The 13,260-nt window shown below is 64.7% G+C and carries 15 protein-coding genes; 6 read left to right on the top strand and 9 right to left on the bottom strand.

Translation table 11 applies throughout. The annotated features are described in order from the left end of the window. Positions 1-4: 4 nt before the first annotated feature. On the bottom strand, positions 5-1,189 hold the full coding sequence (locus tag FJ471_RS10925; protein WP_140803161.1) for a pyridoxal phosphate-dependent aminotransferase: 1,185 nt from the start codon (positions 1,187-1,189) through the stop codon (positions 5-7). A gap of 82 nt (positions 1,190-1,271) precedes the next feature. Between FJ471_RS10925 and FJ471_RS10920 the strand changes: the two genes are divergently transcribed. Genes FJ471_RS10920 through denD form a run of 4 tightly spaced genes read left to right on the top strand, consistent with a single transcriptional unit; the run spans position 1,272 to position 4,241 of the window. Further along, positions 1,272-1,958, top strand: coding sequence for a GNAT family protein (locus FJ471_RS10920; RefSeq protein ID WP_140803160.1), 687 nt, complete (start codon positions 1,272-1,274; stop codon positions 1,956-1,958). Between the two features lie 58 nt (positions 1,959-2,016). After that, entirely contained in the window at positions 2,017-3,006 is a 990-nt protein-coding gene (locus FJ471_RS10915) for a cation diffusion facilitator family transporter (protein ID WP_140803159.1), read from the top strand. Between the two features lie 51 nt (positions 3,007-3,057). Further along, positions 3,058-3,264, top strand: a complete 207-nt coding sequence (locus tag FJ471_RS10910; RefSeq protein ID WP_140803158.1) for a hypothetical protein — start codon at positions 3,058-3,060, stop codon at positions 3,262-3,264. A 2-nt stretch (positions 3,265-3,266) separates the two neighbouring features. Next, the gene (gene denD / locus FJ471_RS10905) at positions 3,267-4,241 is read left to right on the top strand and encodes a D-erythronate dehydrogenase (protein WP_140803157.1); all 975 of its coding nucleotides are present in this window, start codon (positions 3,267-3,269) and stop codon (positions 4,239-4,241) included. A gap of 59 nt (positions 4,242-4,300) precedes the next feature. Here denD and FJ471_RS10900 read toward each other — a convergent pair whose 3' ends face one another. The 4 genes from FJ471_RS10900 to FJ471_RS10885 form a co-directional block, all read right to left on the bottom strand. After that, positions 4,301-5,497, bottom strand: coding sequence for a nickel/cobalt transporter (locus FJ471_RS10900; protein WP_140803156.1), 1,197 nt, complete (start codon positions 5,495-5,497; stop codon positions 4,301-4,303). Between the two features lie 7 nt (positions 5,498-5,504). After that, a complete protein-coding gene (locus tag FJ471_RS10895; protein ID WP_140803155.1) occupies positions 5,505-6,173 on the bottom strand; it encodes a DUF1007 family protein in 669 nt (222 codons plus the stop codon). A 178-nt stretch (positions 6,174-6,351) separates the two neighbouring features. Beyond that, on the bottom strand, positions 6,352-7,251 hold the full coding sequence (locus tag FJ471_RS10890) for a LysR family transcriptional regulator (RefSeq protein ID WP_140803154.1): 900 nt from the start codon (positions 7,249-7,251) through the stop codon (positions 6,352-6,354). Between the two features lie 2 nt (positions 7,252-7,253). Next, a complete protein-coding gene (locus tag FJ471_RS10885) occupies positions 7,254-8,450 on the bottom strand; it encodes an amidase (RefSeq protein ID WP_140803153.1) in 1,197 nt (398 codons plus the stop codon). Between the two features lie 539 nt (positions 8,451-8,989). On the opposite strand from FJ471_RS10885, the gene odc2 reads away from it, so the two are divergent. Both odc2 and FJ471_RS10875 read left to right on the top strand, forming a co-directional pair. Beyond that, a complete protein-coding gene (odc2, locus tag FJ471_RS10880) occupies positions 8,990-10,123 on the top strand; it encodes an ornithine/lysine decarboxylase (protein WP_140803152.1) in 1,134 nt (377 codons plus the stop codon). Positions 10,124-10,224: 101 nt separating this feature from the next. Then, positions 10,225-10,938 (top strand): N-acetyltransferase, encoded by a 714-nt coding sequence (locus tag FJ471_RS10875; RefSeq protein WP_140803151.1) that lies wholly within the window; start codon positions 10,225-10,227, stop codon positions 10,936-10,938. A gap of 143 nt (positions 10,939-11,081) precedes the next feature. On the opposite strand, the gene FJ471_RS10870 is transcribed toward FJ471_RS10875, so the two are convergent. From FJ471_RS10870 to FJ471_RS10855, 4 genes are all read right to left on the bottom strand, one after another. Continuing rightward, on the bottom strand, positions 11,082-11,366 hold the full coding sequence (locus FJ471_RS10870; RefSeq protein ID WP_140803150.1) for an SCP2 sterol-binding domain-containing protein: 285 nt from the start codon (positions 11,364-11,366) through the stop codon (positions 11,082-11,084). Positions 11,367-11,558: 192 nt separating this feature from the next. Beyond that, positions 11,559-12,089: a hypothetical protein gene (locus tag FJ471_RS10865; RefSeq protein WP_140803149.1), complete on the bottom strand. Its 531-nt coding sequence runs from the start codon at positions 12,087-12,089 to the stop codon at positions 11,559-11,561. Positions 12,090-12,165: 76 nt separating this feature from the next. After that, entirely contained in the window at positions 12,166-12,585 is a 420-nt protein-coding gene (locus FJ471_RS10860; protein ID WP_140803148.1) for a hypothetical protein, read from the bottom strand. A gap of 8 nt (positions 12,586-12,593) precedes the next feature. After that, entirely contained in the window at positions 12,594-13,163 is a 570-nt protein-coding gene (locus FJ471_RS10855) for a rod-binding protein (protein ID WP_246684685.1), read from the bottom strand. Positions 13,164-13,260: the final 97 nt, after the last annotated feature.

Raw genomic sequence — 13,260 nt, 5'->3', positions numbered from 1 at the left:
GGGGTCACTTCTTCAAGAAAGCTTCGATCCGCTCCAGCGCGCGCAGGATGTTCTCCTCGGAATTGGCGTAGGAAAGCCGGATATAGCCTTCGCCGAGAACGCCGAAATCGGGGCCGCCGATCAAAGCCACGCCGGCATCCTCCAACAGCGCCGAGGCGAGCTTCTTCGCCTTCCAGCCGGTCTTCGAGACATTGGGGAAGGCATAGAAGGCGCCCTTCGGCGTGATGCAGGAAATGCCAGGCAGCGCATTCAGCCCCTCGACCACGATCTTCCTGCGGTTGTCGAAGGCGCGCATCATCTTGTCGACGTCGTCCTGCGGGCCATCGATCGCGGCGATGCCGGCAAACTGGCTCGGCGCGTTGACGCAGGACCAGCAGTTCACCGCCAGCTTGCGCACCTTGTCGTAGAGATGCGCGCCCTTGTCGCCGTTCGGCCAGATCGACCAGCCCATGCGCCAGCCGGTCATCGCCCAGGTCTTCGACCAGCCGTTGAGCACGATCAGCCGGTCGCGAATCTCGGGGAAGTTCAGCAGCGAATAGTGGGTCTCGCCGTCGTAGGTCATGACGTCGTAGATCTCGTCCGACATGATGGCGACCTCAGGGTACTTCTCCAGGCCCTTGACCAGCTTCTCGATTTCGGCCCGGGGGGTGACGCCGCCGGTCGGGTTGGCGGGCGAGTTGAGGATCAGCAGCCTGGTTTTCGGCGTGATCAGCGCCAGCGTCTCGTCGGCCGAGAAGGCAAAGCCGTTTTCCTCGCGGACCGGCACCGGCACCGGCGTGGCGCCAGTGAACTCGATCATCGAGCGATAGATCGGAAAGCCGGGATCGGGATAGAGGATCTCGGTGCCGGCCTCGCCGAACATCAGGATCGCGGCGAACATGGTCGGCTTGCCGCCGGGCAGGATCATCACATTCTCGGGCGACACCTCGACGCCGGTGGTGGTCAGCGTGCGGCGCACGACCGCCTCGCGGGTGGCCAAGAGGCCGTTTGCCGGGGTGTAGCCATGGTGGCCGTCGCGCAGCGCCTTGATCGCCGCCTCGACGATGTGCTGCGGCGTCTTGAAGTCGGGCTGGCCGATGCCGAGATTGACGATGTCGCGGCCCTGATGGGCAAGCGCAGTGGCCCTCGCCAGCACCGCAAAGGCGTTTTCTTCGCCGAGACGGTCGAAGGCCGCGATCGTGTGGAGCATTTTTCCCGTCCCTGTGGTTCTTTCTGTGAGCGAGCGTTTTTGTGACCGTCCGCTGGGAAAAGTCAACGGATTGGAGTGGTCGGTGTCGGAAGATCTGAAGAATTGGCAGCCGCGTCCGCGGCCGGAACGCAAAGCGATCGAGGGACGCACCGTCAGGCTGGAGCCACTGAGCGCGGCAAAGCATGGCGACGGCCTCTACGAGGCCTCCTCGGTTTCGGATGTCGGCGGACGTTTCGCCTGGCTGCCCGACTATCCGCCGGAAACCCGCGCCGCCTTCCAGCCCTGGCTCGACAAGGTGGAAGCCAGCGAGGATCCGCTGTTCTTCACCGTCATCGACAAGGCAAGTGGCAAGATCGCCGGGCGCCAGACGCTGATGCGCATCGATGCCAACAACGGCGTCGGCGAAATCGGCAACATCTATTGGGGTCCGCTGATCTCGCGCAAGCCGGCGGCGACCGAAGCCCAGTTCCTGTTTGCGAAATACCTTTTCGACGATCTCGGCTACCGCCGCTACGAGTGGAAGTGCAACAACCGCAACGAGCCCTCGAAGCGCGCCGCCGAGCGTTTCGGCTTCAAGTTCGAAGGCATCTTCCGCCAGCACCTTGTGGTCAAGGGTGAAAACCGCGATACGGCGTGGTATTCGATCATCGACAAGGAATGGCCGGCCTTGCGCAAGGCCTATGAAGGCTGGCTCGATCCGGCGAATTTCGATGGCGAGGGCGGCCAGAAGCGGCGACTCGAGGATTTTCGCGCCGACTTTGGCGCGTAGACCACGATCTCCGGAAGCGGGAAACCGCTGTCGGGCCAGGTCAGACAGGAGTTCAGCAATGGCGCATGACCACGCTTCGCACGATCATAGCCCGGCCGGTCACAGCCATGGCCATGTGCATGGTTCGACCGACAAGAAGCGCGTGCTGATCGCCGCCTGCCTGACTGGCGGCTTCATGGTCGCCGAGGCGCTCGGCGGTCTGCTCACCGGCTCGCTGGCGCTGCTCGCGGATGCCGGCCATATGCTCGCCGATTCGATCGCGCTCGGCCTTGCCTGGTATGCCTTCCACCTGACGGGGCGTCCGGCCACCGGCCGGCTCACCTATGGCTTCGCCCGCGTGAAGACGCTGGTTGCCTACACCAACGGCATAGCCATCTTCGTCATCGCGCTGTGGATAGTCTACGAGGCCTGGGGGCGGCTGATGAACCCGGCGCCGGTGCTCGGCGGTCCGATGCTGGTCGTGGCGGTGGCAGGTCTGCTGGTCAACCTCGCCTCCTTCTTCGTGCTCCATGGCGGCGACCGCGAGAGCCTGAACATGCGCGGCGCCATCCTGCACGTGCTGGGCGACCTGCTTGGCTCGGCCGCGGCAATCGCGGCAGCCCTCATCATCCTGGCAACTGGCTGGACGCCCATCGATCCGATCCTCTCCGTCCTGGTGTCGCTGCTGATCCTGTCGACGGCATGGTCGTTGATGCGCGAGGCCGCCCATGTCCTGCTCGAAGGCGTGCCGGCAAGCCTCGACCGCGACGTGGTCGCCAAGGACATCGAAGGCGCGGTCAAGGGCGTGCGCGAGGTGCATCACATGCATGTCTGGTCGCTCGACGGGACCTCCAACATGGCGACGCTGCATGCCTGCCTGAACGACGGCGTCGATCCGCATGTAGCGGTGAGCGCCATCAAGAAACGGCTTGCGGCCAAGCACGGCATCGAGCATGCAACGGTCGAGACCGAATTCGGCCAGTGCGCCGACAGCCATGACGAGCACGACCACCATCATGATCACAACCACGCGCATGGCGCGCCTGCCGATCGCCGGCACTATCACTGATCGCGCCGTGATGACGAAGCCGAACAGCCTCGAAACGAGGAAGGCCTGCTGATGGATCGCGACACCCGCAACGCGGCGATCGCCGCGGCCGTGATACTGCTTCTGTTCGGTCTCGCCGCCTATTTCCTGCCGACGATCATGCTGGCCGCGGGCAAGGTATCGACGGTCCTGGCCGCTGCCATTGCCGTGGTCTTCATGGTCGGGCTGTTCGTGGTCCTTTGGCTGCGCGGACGCAGCCAGCGCAAGAAAGGTCTCTGAAGATGAGGATTCTGATCACGGGTGCCGCCGGCATGGTTGGCCGCACGCTTATCGCGCGGCTGGCCAGGGACGGTGCCTTGCGCGGGCGAAAAATAACGGCGCTCGACCTGCACGACATCGTGGCGCCGCAGGCGCCGGCGCTCGCCGGCGTCGATGTCTCGATCCATACTGGCGATCTTTCCGCGCCCGGCGCTACGGCTGCCCTCGTGGCTTCCCGTCCGGATGTGATCTTCCACCTGGCCGGCATCGTGTCGGGGGAGGCGGAGGCCAATTTCGATCTCGGCTATCGCGTCAATCTCGACGGCACGCGCGCGCTGTTCGATGCGGTGCGGCTGGCGGCGTTCGCGCCGCGCCTTATCTTCACCTCGTCGATCGCCGTATTCGGCGCGCCGTTCCCGGACGTCATCCCGGACGAATTCCATCCGACGCCGCTCACCTCATACGGCACGCAGAAGCAGATGAGCGAGGCGCTGCTCGCCGACTATACGCGGCGAGGCTTCTTCGACGGCATCGGCATCCGGCTGCCGACGATCTGCGTTCGCCCCGGCAAACCCAACAAGGCGGCGTCGGGCTTCTTCTCCGGCATCATCCGCGAGCCGCTCGCCGGGCAGGAGGCGATCCTGCCGGTGCCGCGCTCGGTGTTGCACACCCATGCCAGTCCGCGCTCGGCGGTGGGCTTCCTGATCCACGCTGCGGAAATCGATGGCGCTGCGGTGGGGCCGCGCCGCAACCTCACCATGCCCGGCGTCGCCGTCACTGTCGGCGAGCAGATCGAGGCGCTGCAGCGCATTGCCGGCGCCGAGGTCGCGAAACGGATACGCGAGCAGCCGGACGAAACGATATGGGCGATCGTCAAAGGCTGGCCGACTCGGTTCGAGGCGAGGCGGGCGCGGAAGCTCGGCTTTGCCGCCGAAAGCAATTTCGAGGAGATTATCCAGGCTCACATCGATGATGAGCTGGGCGGGAAGGTGCGTTGATATCCAGGTAAGGCCGGCCTGACCTGATCTCAACAACCTTGGCGAGCCAGCCTTAAAAGTCAGACGCCGCCCGACAGGCTGGCCGACAGAAGCAGCAGTCCGACCAGGAAGATGAAGGCGGCGCCGCCGATCTCGACGATGGAATGGATGCGGTTGCCGATGCGCCCGTCGCCGGCGAAATAGACCGCCCAGTTCTTGGCCGTCACGGCGATCGTCGCCAGCGCCGAGACGGTGATCGCGGTGCCGATCGACATCGCCAGCACCGACAGCAGCCCGCCTACCCACAACCCGTTGAGCAGCGCGAAGCTCAGCACGATCAGCGCCCCGGAGCAGGGGCGGATGCCGACGGCGGCCACCGCAGACCAGGCCGTGCGCCAGTCGAAGCGGTCGCCCGAAAGCATCGCCGGATCCGGCGCATGCGAATGGCCGCAGGTCTCGCAGACTTCACCCAGGCCGTGGTCGTGGTGGGCGTGACCGTGATCGTGCGCGGCGTGATGGTGGTGCTCATGCGCGCCATGACCATGGGCGTGGGCATGCGCGTGGTCATGATGATCGTGATCATGATCGTCGTGCACGTGCAGGGAATGCGCGGCGTGCGCATGTGCGTGGGAATGGCCCGCATGCGAATGGGCGTGCGCGTGTCCCGCATGGGAATGGCCGGCATGGGCGGCCGACAGGCTGTAGGCGGGTGCGCGGCCGAACAGGCGCAGGATCGACGGACCGAGCTTGCGCCACAAAAGCCAGGCGCCGAACAGCGTCACCAGCACAAAGCTGGAGATTTCGAGGAACCAGGCGGCGTCGGTCATCGAGATCGAGGTGCCGCGCAGCACGAAATAGGCAAGCATCATGACGACCACCGCCGTCAGGCCCTGCAGCAGCGCCGAGACGAAGGAAAGCAGGATGCCGCGCCTCAGCGCCACTTCGTTGGCGACCATGTAGGACGAGATCACCGCCTTGCCGTGGCCGGGGCCGGCGGCGTGGAAAATGCCATAGGCGAAGGAGAGGCCAATCAAAAGCCAGAGCTTGCTGCCGTCCTGGCGCATGGCCTTCATGGCGGCAGCCAACGAATGGTAGAATTCCTGCTGCCGAAGGTTGATCCACATCAGGATATGGGCGAACGGACCCGTGGTGGTCGGCGCCATGCCGTCATTGACGCCGATGCCGAGCGAGCTCTGGGCATGGGCCACGCCCGACAGATGGGTCGCCATCAAGGCGGCGGCCAAGAGGCCGAGGGCCAAACGCAGCGACGGTCTCATCACCCGATCATCCTTCTGGCGCGCAGTTCAATTCGAGCTTGGTGGCGAAGATCTTGCTCATGTCGGTGCCTGTCGGATCGTTGAAGAATGCGTCCGTCAGGGTCTTCTGGTTTTCCTTGATCGCTTCGTCCGGGTCGGGACGGATAACCTTCCTGGTGCAGGTCGAAGGCAGTCCCTCAACGTTGAGATTGGCGTCGTCGGTGAAGTCGATCGCCGTATAGAAGGTCGGATCGTAGACGCCGATATCGATCTTGCCGGCGAGCTTGATCGGCGCCTTCGGCTGCGACTCGAACAGGATGATCAACTGATCGTTCTCGAAGTTCGCCATCAGATGCGGCGGCGGCACCATGGGCACGTCCTTGCCGTCCTGCGTGACGAGCTGGAAATAGTTGAACTCCGCCAGCGAGGAATGAACGGTGTCGGCCACTTCCTTGAGCTCTTTGTCGTCAAGCTTGAGGTCGTTGTTCTTGTCGAACTCCATCAGCACCGTACTCGAAAACAGGTCGTCGAAGCGCCAAAGGTGGCGCAACGCCGTCACACTTTGGTGATCCGCGCTGAGGATGACGTCGAGGCGGGCTTCGGCGAAGACGTGCGGGTGCACTTCAGCCTGCTCGACCGAGGCTAATGTGGCCGCAAGGGCCGAAGCCAGCATGGTTGCTTGCCGTTTCAGATGCATTCCGTGCCGTGATTCCATTGACTTCGGGGGCGAGCCCGAGAGTTGACAGAAAGCGGGCGAAATTGGGACGCGCATTGATTTCAATGCATGTCGTTCTCCCAAAACCGCTGCGCGCTTTTGGGCGACATGCCGCAGCTTCACTTCGATGCGCGCCGTTGCTGACGTTCCGGCGCAGGCGTCAGGCCGTGTCGCGCGTCCTGAACCAGTGCACCAGGAAGTCGACGAAGACGCGCACCTTAGCCGGCAGATAGCGGCGGTGCGGGTAGACGGCGAAGATTCCGGTACCCGCCAGGATGCGGTCGTCGAGCGCGGTGACCAGCTTGCCGGATGCGACGTCGGGGGCGGCGACGAAATCCGGCAGCATGGCGAAGCCCAGGCCGGAGAGCGCGGCCGCTCTTGCCACGATCGGGCTGTTGACCTCGATCGGGCCGGAAACGGCCACGCTCACAGAGTCCTCGCCTTCGCCCTTGAAGCGCCAGTTGGCCAGTGAGCGGCCGTTGGTGTCGACGATGCAAGGCATGTTGGCGAGATCCTGCGGCCGCGTCGGCGCGCCGTGCTTGGCGATCAGCTCCGGGGATGCGCAAAGCCTGACCGAGAACGGCGCCAGCCGCCTGGCGATCAGCGAGGAGTTCTCCAGCCGCGAGATGCGCACGGCAAGGTCGAAGCCTTCTTCGACGAGGTCGACGAACCGGTCGTCGAGATGGATGTCGAGCACGATGTCAGGGTGCTGCCTGGCGAAGTCGACCAGCGACTGGCCGATCGGCGCGTCGGCGAAGGTGCGGGCGGCCGACAGCTTGATCCTGCCGCGAACATCGCCGGAAGACTGGCGCACCGTCTCGGCGAGGCTGTCGACCTCGCGCACGATCTCGGAAGCGCGCTGATAATAGGTGTGGCCGGATTCGGTCAGCGAGAACTGGCGCGTGGTGCGGTTCAAAAGCAGCGCGCCGAGCTCGTCCTCCAGCTCGCGGACATATTTCGACAGCAGCGCCTTGGAGCGGCCGATCTTGCGCGCCGCGGCCGAAAAGCCTTCCGCTTCGACCACGTCGATGAAGGCGCGCATGCGGGTCAATGTATCCATGGTCAGACCTTTCGTGCCGCGTCGAGAATCTTGCGGCCGAGCCGTATCAGGGCAACGTCGCTGCCGGAAGGCCCGAGCAGCGACAGGCCGAAGGGTGCGCCGTCTATCGCGCCGATCGGCAAGGTGATCTGGGGAAAGCCCGAGAGCCCGGAGAGGCACAAGAGATGCAGCGCCCTTTCGCGATAGGCCTGGAACTGTTCCGGCGCGCCGGCGGCGAGCGGTGCCGCGCCGGGAACGGTGGGCAGCACCAGGAAGCCGTTGTTGCCGAGCAGTGCCTCGAATTCGGCCCGGAACGCCAACCGGCGCGCTGCTTCGGTGCCGGCAATCTTGGCATCGATGGTGCGGCCGAAGCCGAAACGCTCCTCGACGCCCGGGCTGAGGCGACCGCCGGCCGAAATCCATGGGCCGTGCTCGCGCCAGGCCTCGAAGGCCTGCAAGCGGCGAAAGCACCAGTAAAGCTCGTCGGGGAAAGAGGCGAAGGCGTATTCGGTCTCCACGGGCTGGCCGATGACGCCGGCGGCCAGCGCCTTCATGCGCGCATATTCGGCGGCTTCCGCCGGACCCATGACGAAGGCGTCCAGCCAGCGGATCGACAGCGGGCGGTTGAGCGGGTGCTGGTGCGGATCGCGTCCGAGCAGAAGCTTGCCGACCGTCTCATAGGTCTCGATGTCGTCGGCGAACCAGCCGAACGTGTCGAAGCTCGATGCCAGCTTCATCGCGCCGTCGAGCGGGATGCGGCCATGGGTGGTGCGCAGCCCGATCAGGCCGCAGAAGCTCGCCGGCGCGCGGATCGAGCCGCCGGTGTCGGAGCCGGTGGCGATGTTCGCCAGGCCGCCGGCAACCGCGGCCGCCGAGCCGGAAGAGGAGCCGCCGGTGACGCGATCTGGCGCTGCGGGATTGACCGGGTACGGGAAATGCGCGTTCTGGCCGAAAAGCGAGAAGGCCAGCTCGTCGGTCTGGGTCTTGCCTACGAATCGCGCGCCGGCATCGAGGATCGTCTGCACCGCTAGCGCCGTGCGCGAGGCGGCATGCGCCTCCTCGAACCGTTGCGGGTTGCCGCAGCCCGTGCGGTAGCCGGCGACGTCATAAATGTCCTTGACGGCCAGGCGCAGACCGGCGAGCGGGCCCAATTCCGCATTCGCCACAGGCATTTGGCGCAGATCGAGGAAGGCGTTCAGCGGTCCTTGAGTTCCTGGCATCGTTCGATTTCCGGATACAGTGCGACAAACATTGTTCGATGCCAGAAATTTTACAACCTGGGCTTACGATTTTTATTGATTGTGAAACCCTTCGCTCCTATATCGCGCTTGCCCAAAGTCGCACGTGCCTGTGGGTGTCCGCCGATCCTCGAATGGTGAGGGCAATCGGTAAGGTAACTGGAGCCAACCCCTCCAGTCGGTCAGTGGCCAACCACAAGACCGAGGACACCTTGAAGCAACGACGGTGCGGGCCTTTCTGGTTCTCTTCCGGTCGTCCAAAGACCGGGGTTACTAAAGAGGCACACCTTCATTGCCGGCAGTGCGGACGGGTCTCCCATCCAAGCCAAGGCAGACAAAGCGAACCGAGGCCGGGCAAGGCCAAGGTTCACCGCCGCGAGACGGCGTTTCATGGTTCCGGGGTCTCCACCGGCTGGTTCCATGAATTTCCGTCCCGCCTTTGTCCACCGCGTGTTCGCGAGGCCGACAGCCCGCGTCCCGCAGCCTTATTGCGCGCCGAAAGGCGTGATGGAGAGACCCCGATGGCCACCCAGCGCATCCTTGACTTCCTCGCCACCCGACGTCCGAACGGTCCCTGCCTCGTCGTCGACCTCGATGTCGTGCGCGACAATTTCCGCGCCTTCGAGAAGGCGTTGCCCGATTCCAAGATCTATTATGCGGTGAAAGCAAACCCGGCGCCGGAAATCCTGCGCCTGCTTGCTGCGATGGGCTCGTCCTTCGACACCGCATCGGTTGCCGAGGTCGAGATGGCGATGGATGCCGGCGCGCCGGCCGATCGCATTTCCTTCGGCAACACCATCAAAAAGGAGCGTGACATCGCACGCGCCTACCAGCTCGGCATTCGCCTGTTCGCCGTGGACTGCGTCGAAGAGGTGGAGAAGATCGCACGTGTCGCTCCCGGCTCGCGCGTGTTCTGCCGCGTGCTGACCGACGGCGAGGGCGCCGAGTGGCCGCTGTCGCGCAAGTTCGGCTGCGTGCCGGCGATGGCCGTCGACGTGCTGCGCCATGCCAAGGGTCTCGGCCTCGACGCCTATGGCGTGTCGTTCCATGTCGGCTCGCAGCAGACGGACCTTTCGGCCTGGGACCGCGCGCTGGGCGATGCCAAGAAGGTGTTCGCGACGCTCGCCGAGGAAGGCATCGTCTTGAAGATGGTCAACATGGGCGGCGGTTTCCCGACCCGTTACCTGAAGGACGTGCCGGTCGCGCAGGCCTATGGCCAGGCGATCTTCTCGGCGCTGCGCAAGCATTTCGGCAATGCGCTGCCCGAGACGATCATCGAGCCGGGCCGCGGCATGGTCGGCAATGCCGGCGTCATCAAGTCGGAAGTCGTGCTGATCTCGAAGAAGGCCGACAATGACAATGTGCGCTGGGTGTTCCTCGACATCGGCAAGTTCGGCGGTCTCGCCGAGACGATGGACGAGGCGATCCGCTATCCGCTGGTCACCCGCCATGACGGCTCGGAGACCGCGCCTTGCGTGCTCGCCGGCCCGACCTGCGATTCGGCCGACGTGATGTACGAGAAGACGCCTTATCCGCTGCCCCTGTCGCTGACCATCGGCGACGAGGTGCTGATCGAAGGCACCGGAGCCTATACGACCACCTATTCGGCGGTCGCCTTCAACGGCTTCGAGCCTCTCCGATCCTACGTGATCTGACCGGTTCGCAAGCACCGTTCAGATCATCCGGCGCGGGCGATCTCCATCGCCCGCCCGGGCTCGCTTGTGGAACAGATCTCCGCTCGTGAAGGATCGCGGACATGGAATACCTGACCAAATCGGCCATCTTGGCCACCGAAATTGCCCCCTCGTCCGGACCGTTGGTTGAGCTTTTCTCCGCGGGGGAGAAGAGCCCGACTGCGGCGCTGGCGCCCTCCCTTGCCCTCCGGGCACAGGCTGGCTCGCGCGGCGCGCCGGACGAGGGGGCCGCCCAGGCGCCTGCCTTCGTCATCCTTGGCGAAGGCGGAGGCGACGTCGTGGCGCGCGAAGCGCTGCTCGACCGCGCCATGGGGCCGAAGCGCAGAAAGAAGTCATCCGAGAAGCTGCGGCGCGGCCGCCGGCCCTCGGAAGGCCTGGCCTTCGTCGCGCGCGATACCTCGGGCGCCGTCATCGGCACGGTGCGGCTTTGGGATGTCAGGCTGGGCGAGGGCGGTCCGGCGGCGCTGCTGCTTGGCCCGCTCGCGGTCGAGCCGGGCTTGAAGAGCGGCGGCATAGGTTCGGCGCTGATGCGGCATGCAATCACTGAGGCCGCGCGGCTCGGCCATGGCGCGATCCTGCTTGTCGGCGACGCGCCCTATTATGGGCGGTTCGGCTTCTCGGCCGACCGTACCGGAGCGCTTGCCATGCCCGGCCCCTATGAGCGGCACCGGCTGCTGGCGCTGGAACTGAAGGACGGCGCGCTGGGCGACGCCACAGGCACGATCAAGGCCGCCGGCCGCAAGATCAAGGGACAGGCGCCGGGCTTCCTCGCCTGAAGCCTTTGTTTCACGCAATTCCGGACGGAAAGCTACGGCGAAGGCGCCGAGCCTAACCGCTACGCACTCTTCCTGGAATTGCTCCAGGTTCGACAAAACAGCAACGCCGCCCATCGGGCGGCATTGCTGTTTTTTGCGAAGGATCAGCCGAGCAACTGGCCGAGCGCCATGGCGACGGTCATGTCGCCTTCGACCTTCAGCTTACCGGCCATGAAGGCCATGGTCGGGTTGAGATCGCCGGCAATCAGCGAATCCAGATCGTCGAGCGACAACTTGACAGTGCAGTCGGTCGGCGCGTCGGTGGTCGAGACGGTCGCGCCGTCGATGACGATGACGCCGTCGCTGCCGGTGTCGAACTTGACGGAATGCTCGAAGCCGGCGCTTGCCACGCGCGACTTGATCTTGTCGGCAATCTCCTGAACGCCCATGGCGGTCTCCTCGTTGGTTGCGTTGACGCGCACCGGCGCTTGGCCGCTGGGCGAGGTAGGGCGCCGCGCCCGCGCGCGGTTGCCTGTCACCGGCGCATATAGCTTCGAGTTGACGTTAACGTCAACGCGGTCACCCTGCGTCATATCGCTTGGAGGGCTGTGCCATGTCTCCGCCGGACGGCGGTCAGGCCGTCAATGCTCCGGCGCCGCCTGGAAGGGCTTGGTCATCGCTGCCGCGGTTTCGCCGGCATTCTTGCGGCGGCGAAGCGCGTTGTCGCGGATATCGTCCTTGGACAGGAAATTGACCTGGTCGATCAGCACCTCGTGCACCAGCTCGACGCCGACGCGGCTGTTGATGGTGTCGCGGATCGACTTGCGGAAGGCGTCGAGGTCGATCGATTCCTTCTTGGTGAAATCGATCTGAGGGTTGGAATAGAGATAGGAATAGACCTGGTCGGTCATCAGCGCCTGCGCCGGGATCGACAGCTTCTTTATCTGTTCCGGCTCAACCGTGTAGACGAGCTTGGTGAGGAAATAACCGTCGATCGTGCCGTCGCGCAGCAACGGCACCGAGATCATGTCGGTCTTGACGTAGTCGAGGCCGCCCAGCATCGGCTTCGGCGGTTCGGCCGCGCCGCGCTGGCCGGCCGCCTGGAAGGAATAGAAGACCGCGCCGAGCGTCACGGCGCAGATCCACAGCGCGGCGGCGATGAACTTTATCATGTTCTATTTGTTTCGAGCATGATCTCGTCCGAAAAGCGGCCTCCACTTTTCGCTGACGCGGTCCTGCGGTTCGGGATCATGCCCGGGCCATTCCGAATTCGCCGGCCGAATAGGTGCCGTCGGTATCGGCGCGCTGGATGGCGTTCCGCAGAAGCGTGGCGACCTCGTTGACAGCGTTGAGATGGGCAAGGATCGCCGCCTCGTTCTTGGCCAGCTTCTGGCGCAGCCGCAGCAGGCCTTCGCGGTGCTGTTCGAGGAATTCGATCTCGTTGGCACCCTTCAAGGCGCGGTTCAGCTCGTAGAGGTACCGGCTCTTGCGCGCGTTCGAGGCCTTGAGGTCATACGCTGTTCCGCTGCGGATGCCGGCGGTCTCCTCGTCCACGACTTCCTCGATGCGGCCGATGATGGCGGCGAGGTTGCCGGGTCGCGCGGCGACGGGCGCCTCCATTGCGTTGGTGCGTGCGGGAAGGTTGGAAAGGTCCGTTTGGTCGGCCATGTAGGTCCCTAGATCTTGATGTCCGTTTTTATGTTTATGTCGTCGCCGGTCATCGACCGTGCGGCTTTGCGCTCGAGCTCCTCGAGCATCGAGGTCGAAAGCCTGGTCTGCTGGTCGATCTCGGTTTTCTGCGGTCCGCCACCAACGGGGCCGACCGGCACCTTGTGCTTGCCGTCGAGATAGTGGTCGGCAAGCATGGATCGGGCGATGCCGATGCCGCCATGCGCGGCCATGACATCGGCCACCTTTTCGGCGAGCTGCGACTTCCACATGTCGCCGGCCAGGCCCTTGCCATAAACGCCCTCGGTGTCCTTGGGCATCATGTTCTGGATGAAGGTCGTCAGCACCATCGCCTCGAAACGTTGGAACTTCTTCGCCGGATTGGCGGCCTCGGCCTTGTCGGCCGTGGCGCGCGAGAGCACGGAGCCGGCATCGACCGTCGCGGATGGATCGAGGGCGAACGGTGCCGAGGCGCCGTTCGCTCGTCTGGCGAGCGCCGCCCGCGCGGCCTCGACATCGGCCGGCTCCGCTGCGCGGGCAACGTCCATGACGATGTCGCTGGGTGGGGAAATGGCCAAGAAAGTCCGCCCTTTGCCGATTTTGTCATCTGCACAATGACTGAACAAGCTTGTGGCAGGCTTGCGATATCGGATGATGACGGCGACGTGATCCGCA

Origin of the sequence: Mesorhizobium sp. B2-7-1 (genome assembly GCF_006440735.1) — a bacterium.
Taxonomy (GTDB): Bacteria; Pseudomonadota; Alphaproteobacteria; order Rhizobiales; family Rhizobiaceae; genus Mesorhizobium.
Note: the sequence above shows the minus strand (reverse complement) of the source record. Positions and strands in the feature narration are given on the sequence as shown.

Bases quoted from the DNA above. Each gene is read 5' to 3' on its own strand.
- FJ471_RS10870 (WP_140803150.1), bottom strand. From the start codon at position 11,366: ATGGGCGTTCAGGAGATTGCCGACAAGATCAAGTCGCGCGTGGCAAGC.
- FJ471_RS10895 (WP_140803155.1), bottom strand. From the start codon at position 6,173: ATGCATCTGAAACGGCAAGCAACCATGCTGGCTTCGGCCCTTGCGGCC.
- odc2 (WP_140803152.1), top strand. From the start codon at position 8,990: ATGGCCACCCAGCGCATCCTTGACTTCCTCGCCACCCGACGTCCGAAC.
- FJ471_RS10925 (WP_140803161.1), bottom strand. From the start codon at position 1,189: ATGCTCCACACGATCGCGGCCTTCGACCGTCTCGGCGAAGAAAACGCC.
- FJ471_RS10865 (WP_140803149.1), bottom strand. From the start codon at position 12,089: ATGATAAAGTTCATCGCCGCCGCGCTGTGGATCTGCGCCGTGACGCTC.
- FJ471_RS10915 (WP_140803159.1), top strand. From the start codon at position 2,017: ATGGCGCATGACCACGCTTCGCACGATCATAGCCCGGCCGGTCACAGC.
- FJ471_RS10910 (WP_140803158.1), top strand. From the start codon at position 3,058: ATGGATCGCGACACCCGCAACGCGGCGATCGCCGCGGCCGTGATACTG.
- FJ471_RS10900 (WP_140803156.1), bottom strand. From the start codon at position 5,497: ATGAGACCGTCGCTGCGTTTGGCCCTCGGCCTCTTGGCCGCCGCCTTG.
- FJ471_RS10890 (WP_140803154.1), bottom strand. From the start codon at position 7,251: ATGGATACATTGACCCGCATGCGCGCCTTCATCGACGTGGTCGAAGCG.
- FJ471_RS10885 (WP_140803153.1), bottom strand. From the start codon at position 8,450: ATGCCAGGAACTCAAGGACCGCTGAACGCCTTCCTCGATCTGCGCCAA.
- FJ471_RS10875 (WP_140803151.1), top strand. From the start codon at position 10,225: ATGGAATACCTGACCAAATCGGCCATCTTGGCCACCGAAATTGCCCCC.
- FJ471_RS10860 (WP_140803148.1), bottom strand. From the start codon at position 12,585: ATGGCCGACCAAACGGACCTTTCCAACCTTCCCGCACGCACCAACGCA.
- denD (WP_140803157.1), top strand. From the start codon at position 3,267: ATGAGGATTCTGATCACGGGTGCCGCCGGCATGGTTGGCCGCACGCTT.